Annotated in this window: 17 protein-coding genes and 1 tRNA gene; 11 read left to right on the top strand and 7 right to left on the bottom strand. The window is 46.0% G+C overall.

Annotated features, from left to right (window positions below; genetic code table 11):
- The first annotated feature begins 143 nt into the window (after positions 1-143).
- Positions 144-764, top strand: coding sequence for a hypothetical protein (locus J7439_RS09175; protein WP_209201530.1), 621 nt, complete (start codon positions 144-146; stop codon positions 762-764).
- A gap of 242 nt (positions 765-1006) precedes the next feature.
- Here J7439_RS09175 and J7439_RS09170 read toward each other — a convergent pair whose 3' ends face one another.
- Positions 1007-1462, bottom strand: a complete 456-nt coding sequence (locus J7439_RS09170) for a hypothetical protein (RefSeq protein WP_209201529.1) — start codon at positions 1460-1462, stop codon at positions 1007-1009.
- A 998-nt stretch (positions 1463-2460) separates the two neighbouring features.
- Here J7439_RS09170 and J7439_RS09165 point away from each other — a divergent pair.
- From J7439_RS09165 to J7439_RS09135, 7 genes are all read left to right on the top strand, one after another.
- Positions 2461-2820: a hypothetical protein gene (locus tag J7439_RS09165; RefSeq protein ID WP_209201528.1), complete on the top strand. Its 360-nt coding sequence runs from the start codon at positions 2461-2463 to the stop codon at positions 2818-2820.
- Between the two features lie 449 nt (positions 2821-3269).
- Positions 3270-3776, top strand: coding sequence for a C2H2-type zinc finger protein (locus tag J7439_RS09160; RefSeq protein WP_209201527.1), 507 nt, complete (start codon positions 3270-3272; stop codon positions 3774-3776).
- Between the two features lie 120 nt (positions 3777-3896).
- Positions 3897-4751 (top strand): hypothetical protein, encoded by an 855-nt coding sequence (locus J7439_RS09155; RefSeq protein ID WP_209201526.1) that lies wholly within the window; start codon positions 3897-3899, stop codon positions 4749-4751.
- A 139-nt stretch (positions 4752-4890) separates the two neighbouring features.
- Positions 4891-5790 (top strand): hypothetical protein, encoded by a 900-nt coding sequence (locus J7439_RS09150; protein WP_209201525.1) that lies wholly within the window; start codon positions 4891-4893, stop codon positions 5788-5790.
- A 411-nt stretch (positions 5791-6201) separates the two neighbouring features.
- A complete protein-coding gene (locus J7439_RS09145) occupies positions 6202-6795 on the top strand; it encodes a hypothetical protein (RefSeq protein ID WP_209201524.1) in 594 nt (197 codons plus the stop codon).
- A gap of 102 nt (positions 6796-6897) precedes the next feature.
- Positions 6898-7737 carry a hypothetical protein gene (locus J7439_RS09140; protein ID WP_209201523.1) on the top strand — a complete coding sequence of 280 codons (840 nt, stop codon included), beginning with the start codon at positions 6898-6900 and terminating at the stop codon, positions 7735-7737.
- Between the two features lie 847 nt (positions 7738-8584).
- Positions 8585-9007: a hypothetical protein gene (locus J7439_RS09135; protein ID WP_209201522.1), complete on the top strand. Its 423-nt coding sequence runs from the start codon at positions 8585-8587 to the stop codon at positions 9005-9007.
- A gap of 24 nt (positions 9008-9031) precedes the next feature.
- Here J7439_RS09135 and J7439_RS09130 read toward each other — a convergent pair.
- Both J7439_RS09130 and ung read right to left on the bottom strand, forming a co-directional pair.
- Positions 9032-9108 (bottom strand) — tRNA-Arg (locus tag J7439_RS09130).
- Between the two features lie 113 nt (positions 9109-9221).
- Positions 9222-9908, bottom strand: a complete 687-nt coding sequence (gene ung, locus J7439_RS09125; protein WP_209201521.1) for a uracil-DNA glycosylase — start codon at positions 9906-9908, stop codon at positions 9222-9224.
- A gap of 219 nt (positions 9909-10127) precedes the next feature.
- Between ung and J7439_RS09120 the strand changes: the two genes are divergently transcribed.
- Positions 10128-11051, top strand: a complete 924-nt coding sequence (locus J7439_RS09120) for a Ppx/GppA phosphatase family protein (protein WP_209201520.1) — start codon at positions 10128-10130, stop codon at positions 11049-11051.
- A 257-nt stretch (positions 11052-11308) separates the two neighbouring features.
- Here J7439_RS09120 and J7439_RS09115 read toward each other — a convergent pair whose 3' ends face one another.
- The 3 genes from J7439_RS09115 to prfB all read right to left on the bottom strand — a co-directional run bounded on the left by J7439_RS09115 (position 11309) and on the right by prfB (position 15172).
- Positions 11309-12031, bottom strand: a complete 723-nt coding sequence (locus J7439_RS09115) for a TetR/AcrR family transcriptional regulator (RefSeq protein ID WP_209201519.1) — start codon at positions 12029-12031, stop codon at positions 11309-11311.
- A 506-nt stretch (positions 12032-12537) separates the two neighbouring features.
- Positions 12538-14058, bottom strand: a complete 1521-nt coding sequence (gene lysS, locus J7439_RS09110; RefSeq protein ID WP_209201518.1) for a lysine--tRNA ligase — start codon at positions 14056-14058, stop codon at positions 12538-12540.
- Between the two features lie 15 nt (positions 14059-14073).
- A protein-coding gene (gene prfB / locus J7439_RS09105; protein WP_209201517.1) for a peptide chain release factor 2 occupies positions 14074-15172 on the bottom strand; the annotation gives its coding sequence in 2 pieces (ribosomal slippage) (positions 14074-15096 and positions 15098-15172; 1098 coding nt in all).
- Positions 15173-15638: 466 nt separating this feature from the next.
- Here prfB and glk point away from each other — a divergent pair.
- A complete protein-coding gene (gene glk, locus J7439_RS09100) occupies positions 15639-16613 on the top strand; it encodes a glucokinase (protein WP_209201516.1) in 975 nt (324 codons plus the stop codon).
- A gap of 83 nt (positions 16614-16696) precedes the next feature.
- Here glk and J7439_RS09095 read toward each other — a convergent pair whose 3' ends face one another.
- A complete protein-coding gene (locus J7439_RS09095) occupies positions 16697-17146 on the bottom strand; it encodes a hypothetical protein (protein WP_209201515.1) in 450 nt (149 codons plus the stop codon).
- 443 nt (positions 17147-17589) lie between these two features.
- On the opposite strand from J7439_RS09095, the gene J7439_RS09090 reads away from it, so the two are divergent.
- Positions 17590-20919: a hypothetical protein gene (locus J7439_RS09090; protein ID WP_209201514.1), complete on the top strand. Its 3330-nt coding sequence runs from the start codon at positions 17590-17592 to the stop codon at positions 20917-20919.
- The last annotated feature ends 36 nt before the right edge of the window (positions 20920-20955 follow it).

Genomic DNA, 20955 nt, shown 5'->3' with positions numbered 1-20955 from the left:
CGATTCGTTGCAGCCATTGTTCTTTAGTGGTTTCTGGATTGGTCATTGGAGCCTCCATGTAATCAGAGGCTTTATGATCCTTGATCAAATCTGAGCAGGGTAGGACGTGGGTTATTTTGGCGCTTACGTTGCAGCTGCCCTCAATGTACAGGGGCAAACTCTTCAGTGATGAAAATAGTGCTGTCAGAAGACAGACATTAAGGGCCAGAACTGCTGAAAAACTTGAAATACCTTACACGCTTGATTCGCTGACTTGTTTTCTGGCATTGGCTATTGAAGAGGGGTGGGCTGAGCAGAAAAATACTTGTCGACGGGCACATGGCAGCCAGATGACAGTAATCAAACTGTTTCTCAGACAGAGCGTACTAACGCCATTATCTGCTGTTGCAGAAGACCTTTACACGACAATATCTGAACAACTGCAGCACCTGTTTACAACGTCGGTTTACGATCCATTCTACTTTGAGTTTAACGATCATAATGACCATCAACGCCAGCTAATTAATGGTTTTTTCGCACACTGTGAGCTTGTTTTCTCTGGCAGTTTGAAGCTGTATGGGGAATGGTTGACCCAAGCCAGAAAAATCGGGTTGACCAAAAACACTGCTGATGACAAGGCTTTTTTGTGGTCAGTTTTCCTGACAGAAGCCGAAAAGCTTGAGTCCGTATTATTCGACGACGATCCGAAACGTACGAATAGCCATCCACTGATCCTGAAGCTGAATAACAGGATGGATGATTTCAAAAAATACACTGGACCATAAACAGCGGGGTGGTCACTTAAAAACAGCAGGGTGGGTCACATTTGAACAGCAGAGGTGGTCAGTTTGGACAGTGCCACTATCACAGCGTGCATTGTCGCAAAAAATGGAGAGTTCTTCAGATTCGCCTTGATAGTAATCAATTCTCCTTTTCTTCAGGCGAAAAAAAACACTGAATAGTTCAGTGTTTTTTCGTCAATATGAATAGTTATGGATTAATATTGACAGTAATTTAACTCATTTGTCTACCAATAAGGTGAACCTTCTAAGTCAACATTTCTTATATGCAGGTTTTCGGCATCATCCCTGGTCATGATGTGATGATCTACAAGAATATCGGAAATTTCTCTAGAGTTTTTTTCTTTAAGTAAACCCTTGTCAAATCCAGCTTTATCCATTCTTCTATTTAACACGTCGTAGCAGGCTTTATCGATTTTCCCATTCCTTAAATCCCTACCATAATCCTTATTTTTACGGGCCTTTACCAGAGCCTGGTTATAAGATTTTATCTGTCTGTCACGAATTGGCTTCATGATAAAATTTTTAAGCTTTTTAAGTGAAATGATGAGCATCTTGATATGATTTTTCGAAGAGACCTTTTTACCCCCAAATTCTCCAGAATCCTCAGCCAGCTGATTTTGATTAACATCTTGATTTGCAAAAGTAACTTTTCTTGAATTCGGCGGGATACGATTATCCAAAAGATGACTCCTTATCTTAACTATTTGTTATCATTGGTATATCTTTCACTCATTCCGATGCTTGAAACTATATCACACCAGGAGGCTGACCGAGAATAGCGCCCGTAGCGAGGATGGCAGAAAATTGAGGATAAAAATTCGGTTTTGTGAGGTGAATAGCGGGGCTATTTGCCGAAAAAAGCGGATTTTTAGACCAATTTGTTGCCTCCGCAGTAGGGCAGTCTATTCTCGGTCAGCCTCCTAGTGCAGGAAAGCGCTAATACCCGTACACCCCGTTCATCCTGAGCGGAGTCGACGGATGGGAGCACCGCACCTCGACTCCGGTCAGTGCGAACGGTATGGATATCAACGCTTGCCTGCACTAGGTACTGTAAATAATTTTAGACTTAAGTTGTAACTATGTTTGTTTTCGAATAAACAACCGGTAAATCTGCTGTGTCTCTGCGGGAGCTCCATTGAAACGTTCAAAAGCTGCGGAGAACTGCCGGTTGTCCGCGAGCATCAACGCCATGGATTTATTGGCTACCCCGAAAAAAACAAACAGGTTCATAACCGTTAGTCTCGAAAGGACGATTTCAATTCGTAGCGTCACGTCAGAAAAAGACAGCTGGGCATTACTCGGTGCAATATCAAACCGGGTTTTAAAGAATAGCCATAGTAATTTATCGGGATCTGTTTATCTTGTGGAACTATCTAAGTAAATGGCGGTCCATATTAACAAACCATTAACTGAGGTTATCATCATGATTCAGAGAAACAACACGCTACCTCTTTCCGCAGTTTCTACCAGCAATTCTCAGGGCAGTGAATCACCGTTTCACCTGCTTCCTGATCAGGCTTATTGGCCCGGTCAGTCTCAGCAACCATCAGTATCAATTTAGCAAGCGGCTAAGTTGTTACTAGAGGGGCTGAAAAATCTGGGTTACGATCAACAAAGTCAAACTCCCGTATTAAAGCTTGAACTGTTACGAAGTTGCGATATTATCCATGAAAATCAGATGTTTCAACTGGATGATGTTTGTCCTGACTTACTGAATCATCTGGAACCAATAACGGCAACGGGAGAGTCATTAGACTTAAGTGATTTTAACTTTCCAGTAGCATTACGAATTGTCGGTGAAAATCCCACCCTTTGGAAACGCTTGGCCCTCTCCATTGGTACTCCCTTCAATTTGGAATACACAAGAAGAGTTGAAGGTGAATGCCCGAATGATTCCACAAAAGCAATGCTTACATTTCTGAATGATCTTGCCCTTGGAGGGTATAAGACATCTATTCTGATTAATCCTTTAAAATCAACTACCATAGGGCGGGTGGATCTTGCTGATAAACTGAAAATGGCCTTACAGAATTCATAACACTGACCTCCGTTGTACTTCCGGCTTGAAATCTAACCGGATGCAAAACTGGACGTAAGTATCAATTTTATACTGTCAGCTGTTGGCATAAAAATACTGCGGTGTGATAATCAAACGGCACCGCTATGCAGTTCTAACGATTGATACTTAAACCCAAGCATAGAGGTGATCTCTGAAAGCAGGCCTGTTAGGCTAAGTCCTCAAAGTATCCACTATCTCTCCTGCCCTTATTTCAATCAGACTGATCATCCACTCACCAGACAACCAGCGACTTTCAAACCGTGATAACGCTGACTTTCGAAGAACTTTACATCATCATTCTAAATATCTGCAGCATAATTTTATGCCTTGTTGTCATAACGAATGGGTTGTTTGTTTTTTGTTTAAAGGCGGAACTATTTTAATAAGAAGAGGTCTGAGTATTGATTCAATAATTCAATAGCCTCATTATGTTTTTTAATACTAATAATTTGCCCCCAGTCCCTTATTTCACATTCATTGGTCCGGTTCCAGTCTATATTAATCAGATCAATAATGAATCACACCCAGCCTTATACCAACAGTTTTCTGTTACCTCTGTACCTGAGGTACAAAGCTTAACTAACGTGTCTGAAGAAACACCTTCTGATCGTGACCCAACTGAAAAAAAACCTGACAACAAGAAATTTATGTGTTCCTATTCAGGGTGTGGTAAAACATTTGTAAGGGAAGGTACTCGCCGGATTCATGAGAGATCGATTCATTTAAGCGAAAAAAATTTTAAGTGTCAAACCTGTAAAAAAAGATTCTTTCACAGATATGATTTTATAAAACATACTTATATTCACTCAGGAATTAAACCCTATCTTTGCCTGAAGTGTAAAACATCTTTTGCTCAGTCTTCCAACTTATTTACCCATATAAAAAAACATCATCATATTCAGCCCGTAAAACAAGATAACTGGGTTAAACTGTGAGTAATCAGGGAATCAGTAGATAGTGATCTCTATCCATCAGGATAAAAAACGGCAAAAACGTGGAGAAACTTTCATATAAACCCTTGGTCTTAGACTATAATTAAATAGTTCAATAACTCAATGAGTCTATCAAATAAGCCAGCTCTATTTGAATCTGCTTTTCCTGATCCTTGTTTCAGTCCATCATATTTATTAGGAAGAATTGGTAAATCTGGTTCAGGCAAATGTCATTTGACGTATCAGGGTATGCCTGTTCAGTCATTGAAAACTCCTTTTCCCATTTACCATAACCAGTCAGACATACCCAAAAATAACAACAATTCTTGTAATTCATTGAATAAATATGGCATTAAACCTATAACGCCTGACGATACAGAAGACTTTATCCGTACTGATGATCCTGACATACCAGAATCAGTGCTTAATCAATATTCACCCCGGAGCTCCAGTGATAAATCTGAAGATGAAACGTTATCATTAATACCAAATATTCCTTTTCTTCAGGGGCTATGCCTATCAGAGAGTGAGCCTTGGATCAGGGAGCCAACAACAGCGAGCCATTGGAACCCCGATGATCAGATAACCAATCTTTCTGTCGCATCTTCCAAGCCACAAAGCCTGAACAAAAAAACAAGTGACAACCACACGAAACAGTCAGAGGAAATTGTTAATAATGACGCTTCAATAGCCAGGTGCCAGACAAAGCATCGCGGAGATCCTGCGTACGTTAAGCGGGAAAGGGTGCTGCACAAAGAGCGTTGCAAATATCCTGCTTACTTGAAGCGCAAGAGGGAGCGCCAAAGAGAGCTTCGTAAAAATCCTGCTTACATAGAGCGCGAAAGGGAGCGCCTTAGAAAACGTTACAAAGATCCTGCTTTCGCAGAGCGCGAAAGGGAGCGCCTTAGGCAGCACCGCAGAAATCAAGCGAACTTAAAACGTCAATGTGCGCAGCAAACAGCTGGCTGCGAAGAATGATCCCGGTTATACAACAGATGAGTGTCTCAAGCCATCCTGTGCATCTGAATTGACGTAAAGATTAAGTGTGGGTTGTCATCAGGGGAACTTTTTATAAGAACATCTGTCATAAGCCGGAATTCCTTAATTCAAGCATTCAATGGAAATACCTACTTATTCTACTCAATTGATTGCAGCTTCAGATGATTTTTCTAATTATCACGATACTACTTTTTCTGAATTCGGCTTATCAGGTCAGGTATTCTCCCGTGAAGTTGTAAAGGCAGCGAATATTCTATGTGCCATGCATACTGATAAAACCAGAAAATACCTTCAGCAGCCGATGGAGCCTGTTCATTTTTTAACTGATACTCCCCGGCTGGAAAAAAGGTCGATAGTGATCATCACCAGCCATACTAAAGAAGATCAATCACCTGCCGGAAATAAGTTGGATATTACAACTTCGGCTTCCGAACCGGGTCAATCTCAGACCATTTTTCAAGGTAAGACTTGCCAAAAGGCTTACGCAAGATCTGAGAAACGGAAAGCTTACCTGAAGGCTTACGCAAGCACTGAAAAACGAAAGGCTTATCAAAAGGCTTATCAAAAGGCTTACGCTAAGACCGCGAAACGCAAGGCTTACCTGAAGGCTTATCAAAAGGCTTACGCTCAGTCCGAGAAAGGGAAGGCTTACCGGAAGGCTTACAGTAAGTCCGAGAAACAGAAGGCTTACCAGAAAGCTTACCGTGAATCAGAGAAAGGGAAAGCTTCCCGGGAGGCTTACGCGCGTTCCGAGAAACGTAAAGCTTACCTGGAAGCTTACTGTAAGTCCGAGAAACACAAAGCTTACAATAAAGCTTACTCACAGACCGAGAAACGGAAGGCTTCCATACGGGCCTGGGCTCAGTCTGAGAAAGGCAAGGCTTACCATAAGGCTTACCGCCAGTCCGAGCAACGGAAGGCTTACCAAAGAGCCTACTATAAAGCCTTCAAGAATACCGGCGATAGAGAACAAGCAAGAATCGCTGGCAAGCAAGCTTCTACCTTGATAAGAGAATAACATATAGCAAAAAATTTATAATAAAAAGTTCAACTATCGGAACCAAAACAGTAAATCAGCAAAAACGTCAGATCACTTGAGACAAATTAGTTTTTTCAGGCAGGAACTTTTTTAAAAAAATAGCGGTCTTAATCTATAATTCAAGAGTGCAACAATTCAATGGACAGACTTAACGTAGACTCATCTTTCGCTTCTGTCTCTTCCTGTGTTCAGGACTCTTCAGGCGTAGCTGTAATACCACCTGATGATTCCAGTCCGATGCCCAGCATGACTAGTCATTATGTGCGGAAACATGATCCACCTCACAATGTTTTTTTAGTGGATAGATTGTTCAATCAGGTCACACTACCACCTCCATGCTCACTTAATGATTTTTCAATATCTTATTCACCATTATTTGAAAAAGAAATAATGCGCCCGGATCTTTATTCACCGGAGCCACCTGACGACATTTTTTCCTGTGACCATTCATGCACAGATCCAGCATTAACAAACGCAGAACAAACCGCCCATCAATTACCTCCGGAAAACCCATTGGCAGGTTTGTCTCAGCCGTCATCACGCCCAGAGACTACACCTGATCTGTTGCATAAAGACACACAAGAGCAAGTTATAACTGCAACCATTGAGAGTAAGACACATGAATCGTGCAGTTCTGAGGGCCCCCTGCCCCTGACACACGCAGAAGCTAACAAACAGTCCGGGAAAAGGAAGGTAAACGAGAAAGGTTACGCTCAGCCCAGAAATACCAAGCCTTATAAGAAAGCATACCGTGAGTCCAAGGCAGGAAAGGCTCGCATCAAAGCTTACGCTCGTTCCCGGAAGCGAATATCTTCCAAACAAAAATGGGCAAAGTCCGAGAAAGGGAAGGCTTACATGAAAGCTTACCGGAAGGCTTATAATTCAGTTTTAAACGGAGTCGATGGTGATCGGAAAAAGGCAAGAATTGCCGGAAAGGAAGCTGCCGCCATTATCCTGGATTCGTATCGAGTAATAAAAAACTGAGCTTGATTCAAGCTCTATTTTATTTCAATTTATTTAACAACCTGAGCAAATAGTCATAAAAAGCTTTTCATTGTTATTGACTTAAATATTGATTATTCAGAGATGAACTTTTATAAGATAGAGCAGTCTTACTGTAAAACTCAACAATTCAATAATTCAATGGAAATTCCTGATTTTTCTGTTCAATCAAATATTACTTCTGAGTTCTTCCCTTATTTTAAAGATAATACTTATTCTTTATCTGGAGTATCGGTTCAGGCTTTCTCCCGTGAAGTTGTCGAAGCAGCTAATATTCTATGTTCGATGCGTATTGATACAACCAACAAATATGACCCTCAGTGTCCGACAGTGATTTTTCATAAATCATCTGATAATCCAATGCTTGGAAAAAGGTCAATAGCAATCATTAATAACCCTGCAAACGAAGATCAACCTGTAGTAAGTCGTTTATCTCAGGCCAACACTTTCGAAGAAAGTATATCAATGTCGTATAAAAGCATGATGATTAATGATAAAGGATGCGATAAAGTCAGAACGTACCAAGCCAGATACGAAGTATCTGATAAAGGTAAGAAAACCAGAACCAGATACGAAGCATCTGATAAAGGTAAGAAGGCCAAATCCAGATACGAGGCATCTGACAAAGGCAAGGAGACCAGAGCCAGATACCGCACGTCCGACCACGGCAAGATGGTCGCATACAGGGCTAGAGCCAAATATTATTCATCCACCAAAGGCAAGGTGAAAAAGGCCATATACAGTGCCAAGTTAATGGCCTATAAAAAAGCTATAAGTAAAGGCTATAGTGATAAAGTAGCAAGGGAAAAAGGAAAAGAGGCAGCTAATGCAAAACAAGCAGAACTTTCTTCATTGCTCCCCCATCCTCTGCCGTTGAATGAAAGAAAAAATCTCAACAATCCGGTTCAAACCCAACCTATCTAGATTGGACGGTCAACAAACAAAAAGTAAGCAGGTATTGTTCACTGCTCCCTGGATAGATAGACAGCAAAACTCCATATTTGGTTGACATAAATATTGATCAGTTTTTTCAGGAAGGAACTTTTTTATAAAATAATTGTCTCAGCCTTTAATTTGACAATTTCATAATTCAATGTATCTCTTTAATAACTTACCCTCATTTGAGCCTGCCTGTTCCGATACTCTTTCCTGCTCATTATATTCAATGGAACAACTGATTCCACCTGATTATAACGATCAGCAGCCTTCATATCATGGTAAGTCTGTTCATGCGCTGGAATTATCTTTACCTGCTTACCATAATCAATCAAATTTTTGCCAAAATAATGTTGATTCTTTTCATTCCCTGCTTGAATATGATATTGATAATCTGATTTTTACCGATCCAGCAGCTACTTTCAGCAATGAGCTCCCTGACATACAACAATCAGACCTTGATTACTATGTACCCTGGGATTCTGATAATGAACTTGTTGAGGCCAGGCCAGCACCAGAACCAATTCCCCCTTTTATTCCACAGGCATTCTTATCGGTGAGTGAGCCAGAAACCAGAAATCCAATACCTGCATGCCATTGGCATCCAGATGATCAGAAAATCAATTTTTCTACCGCACCTTCTAGCCCACAACATCTAAATCAAACGACAAGTTATAGCAAAATACCCCAAACAGAGGTGTTCGCTGACGGTAACGCTGCAATAGTCGAGGGTCAGAGGAAGTTTTGCAATGCCCCCCCCGCCAACGATGCATGTAAAAGGCAAATAACCAGGAACTCCGTGCGTTACAAAGATCCCGTTTATGCAGAATATTTAATGAATAGAAACAGGGAGTACCAAAGGCAGCGTCGCAATGATCCCGCTCAATCAGAGCTTGAAAGGGAGAAAAGCAGGAACTACCAAAGGAATCGTCTTAAAGATCCTGTTAACGCAGCACGTAACAGGGAGAGAAGCAGGAACTACCAAAGAGAGCGTCGCAAAGATCCCGCTTACGCAGAGTATAAAAGGCAGATAAACAGGGAGTACTACAGGAAGCGTAGTCAGGATCCCGCTTTTTTAGAGCGTAAAAGAATACAGCGAAGGATGAACAATAGACGCCGCAACCAGAATACTTTGAATAATGAAAAGCACCAAAAAGAGATTAGCGACTACCATGCTTACCTGGCGTATGAATGTGAGCTTCGAAAAGCTACGCCTGATCAGGAGATCAACATCTTCAATCAGCCAATTCAGCTGTAAACTCTGATGAATCATTCCATTTGGTGGCGCGCTCGGGAGGATTCGAACCTCCGACCGCCTGGTTCGTAGCCAGGTACTCTATCCAGCTGAGCTACGAGCGCGTGTAGACTGAAACGATTACAAACTGTGTCCTTCAACCGTCTGCATTCAGTGGCGTGGATCATACATAAACCAAGGCCCTATGTACAGTAATCATGGAACAAAATATCACCGGTCAATTCAGGGGTGGCAGTCGCCAGTCTATAGGCTGTATTCCATGACTGACCAGATAATCATTGCTCCTGGAAAAAGGTCGGCTGCCAAAAAAGCCTCGATAAGCTGAAAGTGGCGATGGGTGAACAGATGTCAGAACCAGGTGTTTACCGGTATCAATAAACCGCCCTTTTTTCTGTGCGTAGCTGCCCCACAAAATAAAAACAATATGTTCTCGCTGCTCATTCAACGCGGCAACAATCCGGTCAGTGAATGTCTCCCACCCCCTGCCCTGATGAGAAGCAGCCTGCTTATGCTCGACAGTCAACACACTGTTGAGCAGTAACACTCCCTGATGGGCCCAGTGTTCCAGAAATCCATGATTGGCCGGCGGAATGCCCAAATCTGACTCCAACTCTTTGTACATGTTAACCAGCGATGGAGGAATGACGATTTTGGGACGTACCGAGAAGCTTAACCCATGAGCCTGACCCGGCCCGTGATAAGGGTCCTGCCCAAGAATCACCACTTTGACCTGTGCAAACGGCGTCAGGTCCAGGGCCCGGAAGTATTCTGCACCCCTGGGGTAAATCATCTTGCCCTGAGCCTTTTCATGTTGCAGAAAGCTGCGCAGGGTCTGCATATACTCTTTGGTAAATTCATCCTGAAGCATGGCTTTCCAGGAAGGTTCCAATTTGATGTCTGGCATCACCCTACCTCAACTAACATTGACAAATAAATTACCTCCAACCGCATAAGAGCCAACTACACTCTTTGCCAGCCAACGCACTTTAGCACAACAACACCTTTACTAATAACAACTCAGTCTTCGTTACGGATCGCCTTCAATACAATGCAAACTTTTAATAAAGCATCTATCAGAATTTCTGCGGTTGCAGCCCTTCTTTTTAGCTGCCAGTCCCTGGCAATGCTCGAACGCAGGATGGCCATCGAAATCAATGCCAATTCTATTCATTTCGCTATCGCCGACGTAAACAACAAGACCGATAAAGTTTACCGGCACCTTGATTACGGTTCTCTGGAAGCGGGTTTCTACGATGACCTGTCAGCTAGCGACAACCGTTTTTTCAGCAGCTTTATGCTAAAAAAGGCTCAGAGACTCTTTCAAAAACTGCGAACCCGACAGGAACATTTCAAGGCAGTTCAGGTAAGAGCCATTGCTACTGACATTTTCAGGGAGGCTCATAACGCCGAAGAGCTGGTGCAGAAGATACGGCGTACAAGCGGTATCAATATTCGCATTCTATCCCCTGAAGAAGAAGATCGAATGGATTTTTTCTCAGCTTTAACGGCGACTGATAATTCTGAAACACCTGTCGTCTGGGATATCGGGAAGGAGAGTTTTCAGTTGATTATCTCCGATCCTGAAGCTGGTCCATTTGCCCACAAAGGTGATTTTGGTTCTGTTTCCTTTATGGAATACCTGAAGGAAGTTGTCCAGAATAAACCAACACATTTGCCGAGGTCATTATCCCCCATATCAACTGAAGAACTCGAAGCAGGTATCACCTTCGCACGATATCTTGCCCGGAAAACGCCGGTCATTATTCGCAATGAACTGAAGAAAGATCAGGTTAAAATCACCGGTATCGGCCCGGTATTTCAGGAAGGCTTCGCAGAAGATATCACCATGCACCAAATGTCTTTGGACAAGGGCAAACTGGAGAGATATATCCTGGATCAGGCCTCATCCATCGGTACCAATGAAGCCAGTCTTTCAAGTGCAATTCTGGTATTTGGTTTCATGGAAGAGCTGGACATTACGCAGATGTTTATCTCCGACCACAACAGCACTGTTGGAATGCTCGAATTTCCAATACTCTGGCACTAATAGACGTTTTCATTAAGTTTGCTAATTCCCTCTCTGAATGGACATTTAGGATGTAGCTGTGAATGCCCCAAAGAGTAAAAGGAAAAGAAAATATCTTCTTTTGCTCTTCGTTAATTTGTAGTTCCGTGTCTTTTGCTTCCATGCACTGAAAGAATCGTGAAAGCCTGAAGAATCATGAGAGTTTAAGGGTATTCAAATGGTTCTGCTGGCTTTCCCGGTGGACGAAGTTGTGACGCAAAAGGCAGAAAATGTCTGTACTAACTGTATACACCCAGCATCAACTCTATCTGACGCTTGAGCATGACCCGGAGCCTGTCCACTGTTGTTTCGTCTTCAAAACCTGCAATTAATCCCTGGTACTCAACATGAATGATAATACTGCCAAATAGTTCAGCATCAATATCAGGATGGTTAGAGCCGATTTTAGAAAAGAATGTTTTGAGACTATCGAGAAAGAACTTTTGATGACTGAAGGCAATGGGCCTCAGGTTTTCGTTACGCAGGCACTCCTGCTGGAAAGCACGCTCTGCGATCAGGTAGTCACGATGTTCTGCCAGCTGAATCAGCACATACTCAATAGCAAGATCACTGATCCGGTCAGCAAATACCTGACGACTGGCCTGGTCCGATGGCACAAGCTCTTTCATGGCCATTTTCAGCATACTGTCAGACTCTTCCCAGTACGCCTTGAATTTCTGGGCACCCATCTCCACAAACAGAGTGAAGGTGTCAGTGATGAGATCCGTAATATCTTTAAAATAATAAGTGGTTGCAGAAAGAGGAACATTGGCTTCCTTGGCAACAGCACGATGACGGACACCCCTGACGCCATCTCTGACAACGATTCTTAAAGCCGCCTCAAGAATTGTACGACGACGCTGTTCGCTATTGGCACGACTGGTTTTTCGCCCCTGATATTTCAGTTTCATATCACTGTCGTGCATACCAGAGCTTTTCATGCCTTCTGATGAGGAATCCATTGTTGAGACCATATTTAGACTGCCTTACAGTTGCCTGATTGTTTTATAGCGTTCGTCCAGTACCGTCGCTTGAACAAGCATCTTAGTACAGAAATCAACCATACGTATGAAAACCGGCCCTGCCACTATTCAGGGTTATCAGACCGCCATACCTGGAGTACTACCCATATCCTTATAGACCGATTAGACCGATTAGACCGATTAGACCGATTAGACCGATTAGACCGATTAGACCGATTAGACCGGGCGTATGGCAAACTCCTGGCTTCACCAGCAAAGCGCATCGACTTAACTTCAGGCTCCCGGATACTACATGAGCAGGCTTGGCCTGCTCATGTCATCAATCCCGAACTATCAGCGACTCAGAAAATAACTGAGTTAAGCAGGTAATTACTAATACGGTAACCAAACGGCAGGTTCATATAACCAATGCAAATGATACCTGCATCGTCGATTCACATATTTGACAAGTACAAACTTAAGCACAATTACTCCTGCGTCAATATCTACTGAGGACGCATATGAGGAAACAACAACACATCCCTGATTGACGGCGCATCCGTAAACAGCATCACCAGCCGGTCAATACCAATACCTTCTCCGGCAGTTGGTGGCAGACCGTATTCAAGTGCATTGATATAGTCTGCATCATAATGCATTGCCTCATCGTCCCCGGCATCCTTTTCAGCTACCTGTTGTCTGAAGCGCTCAGCCTGGTCTTCTGAGTCATTCAACTCAGAGAAGCCATTAGCGATTTCCCGACCCCCCACAAAGAACTCAAAGCGCTCAGTAACAAATGGGTTGTCGTCATTTTTACGGGACAGAGGCGACACTTCGGTCGGGTAATCCGTGATGAAGGTAGGGTTAAGCAAGTGATGTTCCACCGTTTCATCAAAGATTTCCATCTGAACCTTGCCAAGCCCCCAGATCGGCTTCACATCAATGCCCAGTTTACCGGCAACCTGTGTGGCTGACTCCAGGTTGTCAATATCAGCGGCATCAAGATCCGGGTTGAAATGCAAGATAGATTCAAATACCGACATCCGCGCAAACGGCTTGCCAAAATCAATCATCTGCCCCTGGTACTCGAACTCAGTTTTACCCAGAACGTCCTGAGCCAGCTGTTTCAGCATGGTTTCAGTGTGATCCATCATGTCGGTGTAATCCGCGTAAGCCTGATAGAACTCGATCATTGTAAATTCCGGGTTATGTCTAGTAGACAGCCCTTCATTGCGGAAGTTCCGGTTAATCTCAAATACCCGTTCAAAACCACCAACGACCACACGCTTCAGGTACAGTTCCGGGGCGATACGGAGGTACATATCGATATCCAGCGCGTTGTGATGGGTCACAAACGGTCTGGCCGTGGCACCACCGGGAATCACCTGCAGCATCGGCGTCTCAACTTCCATAAAGTCCTGACCCAGAAAGTAGTTACGGATACACTGAATGATTCTGGAACGGGTCCGGAAGGTTTCCCGGGAGTGTTCACTGGTAATCAGGTCAACATAGCGCTGGCGGTATCGCTGCTCGGTATCGGTGAGGCCTTTGTGCTTTTCAGGCAATGGACGCAGAGACTTGGTCAGTAGCTGGACAGCACTCATATCAACGTAAAGGTCGCCTTTGCCAGAGCGCTGAACAGCACCTTCTACACCGATAATATCCCCCAGGTCCCAGGTCTTGATGGCATCCAGGGTCTCTTTTGGCAGCTGTTTGCGGTTCACATAAAGCTGGATACGGCCAGACATATCCTGCAGTTCCATGAACGCGCCACGGTTCAACATAATACGGCCAGCCACTTTAACGTGGTGGTTCAGGCCTTCCAGGGCAGCCTTGTCATGATCTTTGAACTGTTCCTGAAGATCGCCAGCCAGCGAATCACGACGGAATTTATTGGGAAATGCCACGCCTTTTGCGCGAATGGCCGCCAGTTTTTCCCGGCGCAGGGTAACCAGGCGGTTCTCTTCATGGGCTTCAGCAGCCTTTTCTTCCTGCACCTGTTGCGACAAAAAATGTTCTTCAGACATAAAATATTCTTCCAGTTACAGACCTTTTTTCAGGCTCGCCTCAATGAACTTGTTCAGGTCACCATCCAGCACAGACTGGGTATTCCGGGTTTCTACCCCGGTACGAAGGTCCTTAATACGGGAGTCATCCAGTACATAGGAGCGAATCTGACTACCCCAGCCGATGTCCGACTTGGAATCTTCCATCGCCTGAGACTCCGCCGTTCTTTTTTGCATCTCCATCTCATAAAGCTTGGCCTTCAGCTGCTGCATGGCCTTGTCTTTATTCTGGTGCTGGGAACGCTGATTCTGACACTGTACAACAATTCCCGATGGCCCGTGGGTAATACGCACGGCAGAATCGGTGGTGTTGACGTGCTGTCCACCGGCACCACTGGAACGATAGGTATCAATACGCAGATCCGCCGGATTGATTTCGATATCAATATTGTCATCAATCTCAGGAGAAACGAAGACGGAAGCAAAGGAGGTATGGCGACGATTACCGGAATCAAACGGTGATTTGCGCACCAGGCGATGAACGCCGATTTCAGTTCTCAACCAGCCAAACGCATAATCCCCGTTAAACTGAACCGTTGCCGATTTGATCCCTGCCACTTCACCGGCAGAGACTTCAATGATGTCCGTTTTGAAACCGTTGGCCTCACCCCAGCGCAGGTACATTCTCAGCAGCATATTGGCCCAGTCCTGGGCCTCAGTACCGCCGGAACCGGCCTGAATATCCAGAAAGGCGCTGTTAGGATCCATTTCACCGGAGAACATACGACGAAATTCAAGTACTTCCAGTTTCCGGGCCAGCTCATCAAGCTCATCCACAACGCCCTGGACACCCTCTTCGTCTTCTTCTTCTACCGACATTTCCAGCAGTTCTTCAGAATCCCCCAGGCCACTGGTCAGCTCATCAATGGTAGAAACAATCGCTTCCAGGGTGGAACGCTCTTTGCCCAGCTTCTGGGCGTACTCCGGATCGTTCCAGACGTTCGGGTCTTCCAGCTCCCGCTCTACTTCCTGCAACCGCTCACTCTTGTGAGCGTAGTCAAAGATACCCCCTAAGCACGTCAGTACGCGCTCTCAGGTCCTTGATACGCTCCTTAATGGGATTGACTTCAAACATTGCCCTATATCACTCACTTTTTCAGGTGCACACGGCACCAACACTTTATACTGCATAGACCCATCAAGAGCTGACCAATAATGACCGCTCTGGAAATACAATGGGAATGAAGTTGGCAGCACATGGCTGCCTATGAAACACTGCTCACAACAACAGCTGGCCGACAAGGCCATTACCAAAACGTGTAATACAACTGAATGATTTTACAACAATAGCCTGTTGGTTGGAATTGCTCCGGTATCCAGATTCCTGGAACTGTCGAAGTTGTCTTCCCAACACGGGGATCCAAACACTGCATACCCGCCCATTGACTCATGTCATGACATCACACTACGCCTTTACTTAACAGTAAGGTAAACTCCCGCCCGCTACTTCACCCTCACCCGTAGCCAGAGCCCCAAAGCCCCACGGCCTGTGTGGCAACAGGATCTTCTGCTCTGGGTACATAACAGAAGCACTCTTCATCATGTCACGTGACACTTTATTGAATGACTCAATGGCACTGGTAGCTGATATCGGTGGCACCAACGCAAGATTTGCACTCTCACTGGGTGGCAAGCTGCAAACAGACTCGGTACAAGTGCTGGCCTGTAATGACTACGATAACCTTGATCATGCGGTCAGCCATTACCTGAAGCATCAACAAGTTGCCGTGGATCATGCCTGCATGGCATTTGCCTGCCCGGTGAGTGGCCAGACGATAAAAATGACCAACAACCATTGGGAATTCAACCAGTCTGACATGAAAGACACGCTGAAATTGCTGTCCTTCAAAGTGATCAATGATTTTACCGCCCAGGCGCTTGCCCTCCCTGCCCTGCCTGAAAACACCCTGGTCAAGATTGGCAACGGAGAGGCAATCCCGGGGGCCACCAAACTGATTATTGGACCAGGCACGGGCCTTGGCGTCGCCGCATTGAAGAAGGCCGGCGATCATTGGCTGCCTCTGCCCGGAGAGGGCGGACATGCGGCGTTTTCGCCCATATCCGCCATGGATAAGGAGATTCTCGGTATTCTTCAGCAGCAGCTGGGCTATGTTTCCTGGGAATCGGTACTGTGCGGTTCTGGCATTGAACGGCTGTATCAAGCCCACAGTATGTTGTCTGGCCGAACACAGACACTGAAAAATCATGAAATCACGGCTCAGGCCCTGGACGGGGAACCCCTCTGTCGACAGACACTACTGCATTTCTGTGAACTGCTGGGCAGGGCCGCCAGTAATGCGGCACTGACCACCGGAGCCCAGGGGGGCGTCTATATTGCTGGCGGCATTATTCCACGCTTCCCGGAGTTCTTCGCCCAATCAGATTTCAGGACATCGTTCGACCTTAACGATAAGATGGCCGATTATCTGGCGGCTATCCCAACCAGTCTGATTATTCACGACAACCCAGGCCTGATCGGTGCGTGTGAAGCATCAGGCAACCCATTCATCCATTGATTTTTCGTGGCTGACCCTGACCCGGGTCAGCTTCCAGAGATACTGGAAGAGCAGCAATTCGTCCACAACTGCCAGACAAATTTTCAAACAACCTGCTCAGGGTCATGACTGATAATCCCTGTAAACCGTACAGGTGATTCCGTCGGGGCTACATGCCGACACTGAACATACACATGCTCGGCGATCATACCTGCAACACCACCTACGACAAAACCTGTCAAAAAACCTGCCAAACTACTTGCATAAGCACCGGCAACCCCCCTGACAACATGTTCGACACAAATGGCAACACCAGAGGCTATAGGCAGGCTAACAGCCAGATTAACAGCTGTTCGTTCCAACAGTGAAACCGTGCGTCCCAGACACTTAAACTGACAAGATATCGGTTCTGGAATATCTGGTAAATCAGAGGCTTCCGCACTCTGAGTCGGAAGTATTTGAATAATTGATGACATTGATGTGGATGCTTGCATTAAATTACCCTGAAAGATGTCTAAATTTTTTAAGAGCCTGAATTTAGAAATTAGTTCCATAATTTTTCATTTTTCCGATCTTCTAAAGAGCCCCATAACGCACCTGAAACGGAACCTGTTCATCATTTTGAGGTCTGATAACGATATTTACAGTCTGATGCGCACAGGGCTTTATTCTGAAAGCAATCACATCAACCTACGCCCACCCAAAGCCTGCTGACCGGTTTCGCCAACAAACCGTTTCAAGCAGGGTTCCTGGCCGCAACGGAAGCATATTTCATGGCAAAAGAGTCTCAAACCATCAATCCCACAGGGGCATAGCCCCACGCCAGGATGATCCCAAAGGTATTGAGGACGCTTTTTGGCAAAAGAGACCATTACAGGGACGGCAAGTCACCCCCGCTGTGGTACTTAACGCCTATGGAAAAGATAGAACCTCTCTCAGAGGTGGCTTTTTTCTGTCAAAACTTTGCTTGCAGAACATTCTACTCAACCGTAGAAAAGTGACCCCGGATCAGGTCATTCAGGAATTCACCCGGAAGCCAGATCGAAATAAGTATCTGGTGGCGATAACGCGCTTCAAAGCAGAATGTTGTCAGAAAGGCCTGCTGTTGAAAGGCCGGCGGATCTCACCGGATGAGGTGGTTAACGAGTTTCAGGCCGCCCGGGCAACACTGGAGCTGGCTCGCTTTATGGAAGAATGTTGTCTGAAGGGCTTGCTGTTAAAGGGCCGACAGGTCACACCGGAAGCGGTGGTCAGGGCCTTCCCGGATAGTCTGCCAGGCAAACTGGGGATCGCACGCTTCATGGAACAATGTTGCCTGAGGGGTTTGCCGTTAAATAGCCAGCAGGTGACACCGGGCGACGTGGTTAAGGCTTTCCCGGAGAGTCCGGAAGGCAAACTGGGAAAAGGACGCTTCACAGCGGAATGCTGCCTGAAGGGCCTGATATTGAATGGCCAACGGGTCACACCGGATGCCGTGGTCAGGGATTATCAGGCAGCCAGAGCAACACTGGAGCTAGCGCGTTTCAAAGCAGAATGCTGCCTGCAAGGCTTGCTGCTGAGAGGCCAGCAGGTCACACCGGATGTGGTGGTTAAGGATTTCCCGGACAGTCCGCAAGGCAAACTGGGTATTGCACGCTTCAAAGCGGAATGCTGCCTGAGAGACCTTGCATTGCATGGCCGACAGGTCACACCAGACGAGGTGGTTAAGGATTTCCCGGATAGTCTGCATGGCAAACTGGGTATTGCACGCTTCAAAGCGGAATGCTGTCTGAGGGGCCTGATGTTGTATGGCCAGCAAGTCACACCGGATGCCGTGGTTAACGATTATCAGGCAGCCAATGCGACACTGGAGCTAGCGCACTTCAAAGCAGAATGTTGCCTGAAAGGCCTGCTGTTGAAGGGCAGGCACATTACATCGGATGAGGTGGTTAAGGATTTCCCGGATAATCCGGAAGGCAGACTGGGGCTGGCGCACTTTAAGGAACGATGTTGCCTGAAGGGCATGACATTAAATGGCCAGCAGATCACACCGGAAACGGTGGTTAAGGGGTTCCCGGATAGTCCGGAAGGCAGACTGGGGACATTACGCTTCAGCGAACAATGTTGCCTGAAGGGCCTGGCGTTGCATGACCAGCTGGCCAAACCGGAGGTGGTGTTTAAGAATTATCAGGGGGCCGGGGCAACACTGGAGCTGGCGCGCTTCAAAGCAGAATGTTGCCTGAGGGGGCTGCCGCTGAATGGCCAGCAAGTCACACCGGATGTGGTGGTTAAGGGTTATCAGGCAGCCGGGGCAACACTGGAGCTGGCACGCTTTAAAGAGGAATGTTGCCTGAGAGGTCTGGTGTTGAATGGCCAGCAGGTCACACCGGATGCGGTGGTGAAGGATTTCCCGGATACCCGGGAAGGTAGACTGGGGATAGCGCGCTTTAAGGAACAATGTTGCCTCAGGGCCCTGGCGTTGAATCACCGGCAAGTCACACCGGATGAGGTGGTCAGGGGTTTCAGGGCAGCCAGAGCGTCTCTGTCGCTGGCACGCTTCAAAGTGGAATGTTGCCTGAGAGGACTGGTGGTTAATGGCCAGCAGGTCACACCGGATGCAGTGGTTAAGGATTTTCCGGAAAGTTCGGACGGCAAACTGGGAATAGTACGCTTCAGGGATCAATGTTGTCTGAGGGGCCTGGCGTTCAATGGTCAGCAGATTTCACCGGAGGCGGTGGTTAAGGATTATGAACGCGGTGGCTGGTTGCTCGAAAAAGCTGTTTTTTATTCTCAGCTGGCATTGAATGCAAGAGAGCTGAATAGCGCCTGTCTGGATAATCGGAAAGTACTGGCAGCGTTTAATGAAGTACCCGGGGATCACTCTGCAAAGCAAATCAGGTATCTGATTCAAAAGTTGAAACAATCTCAAAAGTACGAGGAAACCAGCGAAGCTCAGGAGACACTTCAAGAGGCCTGGCAAATCCTGAACAGCGTATCGGTCAAAGACGATGAGCATGATCGACTGCAATGTCTATTGAAATTCATGGCTATGCAGCATGGGCTGACAATTGATCATCAGGTGGTGTCAGCGAAACAGGTATTGCAATCCATCACCCCCCTGAGGCACTCATTCAAGAATTCACGTATACATTTTTTCTTCCTGGCACACTGTTATATCACCAGCCAGTCTATTAATGGACAAGTCATCCATAAAGAACAGGTTCTGAATTGCCTTCAGCATTTTCCGGAAGGAAGCAAACGGCGCCATGCGTTGGTCTCCTGGTTTGAGCAACGCAACTGCGAAGTTCACAAAGCCAGGATAATTGACAGTATGCTGCGGGCAAATACCGTTGCCTCAGGGGGCAGTCCCCAAGGGTACGCAGCCTCTGCCAGTCAACACACAGCGGATGTTCCCGTGCACAGGAAGTATACCGTAGCAACAGCAGGCGGACCGGGCTTACCGGAAAGGCAGGCTTCCCGGTTAAATGTGCTGATACTGAGAACACTGGAGATCATCCAGGAAATCAATGACGCCTGTGACGTTCCCGCCCTACTGGTGACCGGTTCATACGCGCGCTATTTACAGAACCTCTGCTCATCATTCAATGATATTGACATTATTTGCACGACAGATGAGTCTGCCAGAACCCTCTTTGAAAAGCTGCAGGTACTTAACACCGACAGGGATTCAGAAATCCCCAAGAGCATGACCATCAGCCGGGTTCCGGGATGTCCGGCGATTAAACTCCCGACAGCTTACAATATTCAGCTTAAAGACGGTGATCTGGGTATGAAAGTAATGGACTTTCAGGTCAGTATTGACGCCCTGGTAACAGACAGAAATACAGCACGATTGGTCATTGACGTTCCTGGCGTGAGCAGGCCGGTGTGGTGTTTGTCGTTTGCTGAAGAAACCGGATTACTGAACAATACGCTGGCATACCTTGCCGATAACCTTGACCTGCTGACAGATCGGTTGCAAAGAAGAGAGATATTTTCCATACCACGAACCATTCTGTTTAATTTTCCACAAAACCCGGAGGAGCATATTTATGGCCTGCTGATGCGCTCCCTGCTCACCCTGAATAAAGCCAGGCAGTTCATCGCTCTGCACCGTGAAAGCAAGCCCGGAAAACCTGACTGCCAGACTTACCAGCGGCAAAAACAACAACAGCACCTGCAAGTGCTGACTGAGAATCTTCAAGTGAAATTGAAGAGCCATAGTTACCGCCAAGCGTTTGAGCACAGAGTTAACAGCTGGCTATTGGCAGCTCCGCATGAGAGTGATTACGAGATCAAAAGAAGGGACTTTATCACAACACTGCTTGCGATGATGCAGCCTGAATAACATCAAGGCCGTCAACCAGGGTAAGCTTGCATAAAA

Source organism: Salinisphaera sp. G21_0, assembly GCF_017744115.1.
In the GTDB taxonomy this organism is placed as follows: Bacteria; Pseudomonadota; Gammaproteobacteria; order Pseudomonadales; family Endozoicomonadaceae; genus Endozoicomonas.
This window is presented reverse-complemented; position numbering and strand designations above follow the sequence as displayed.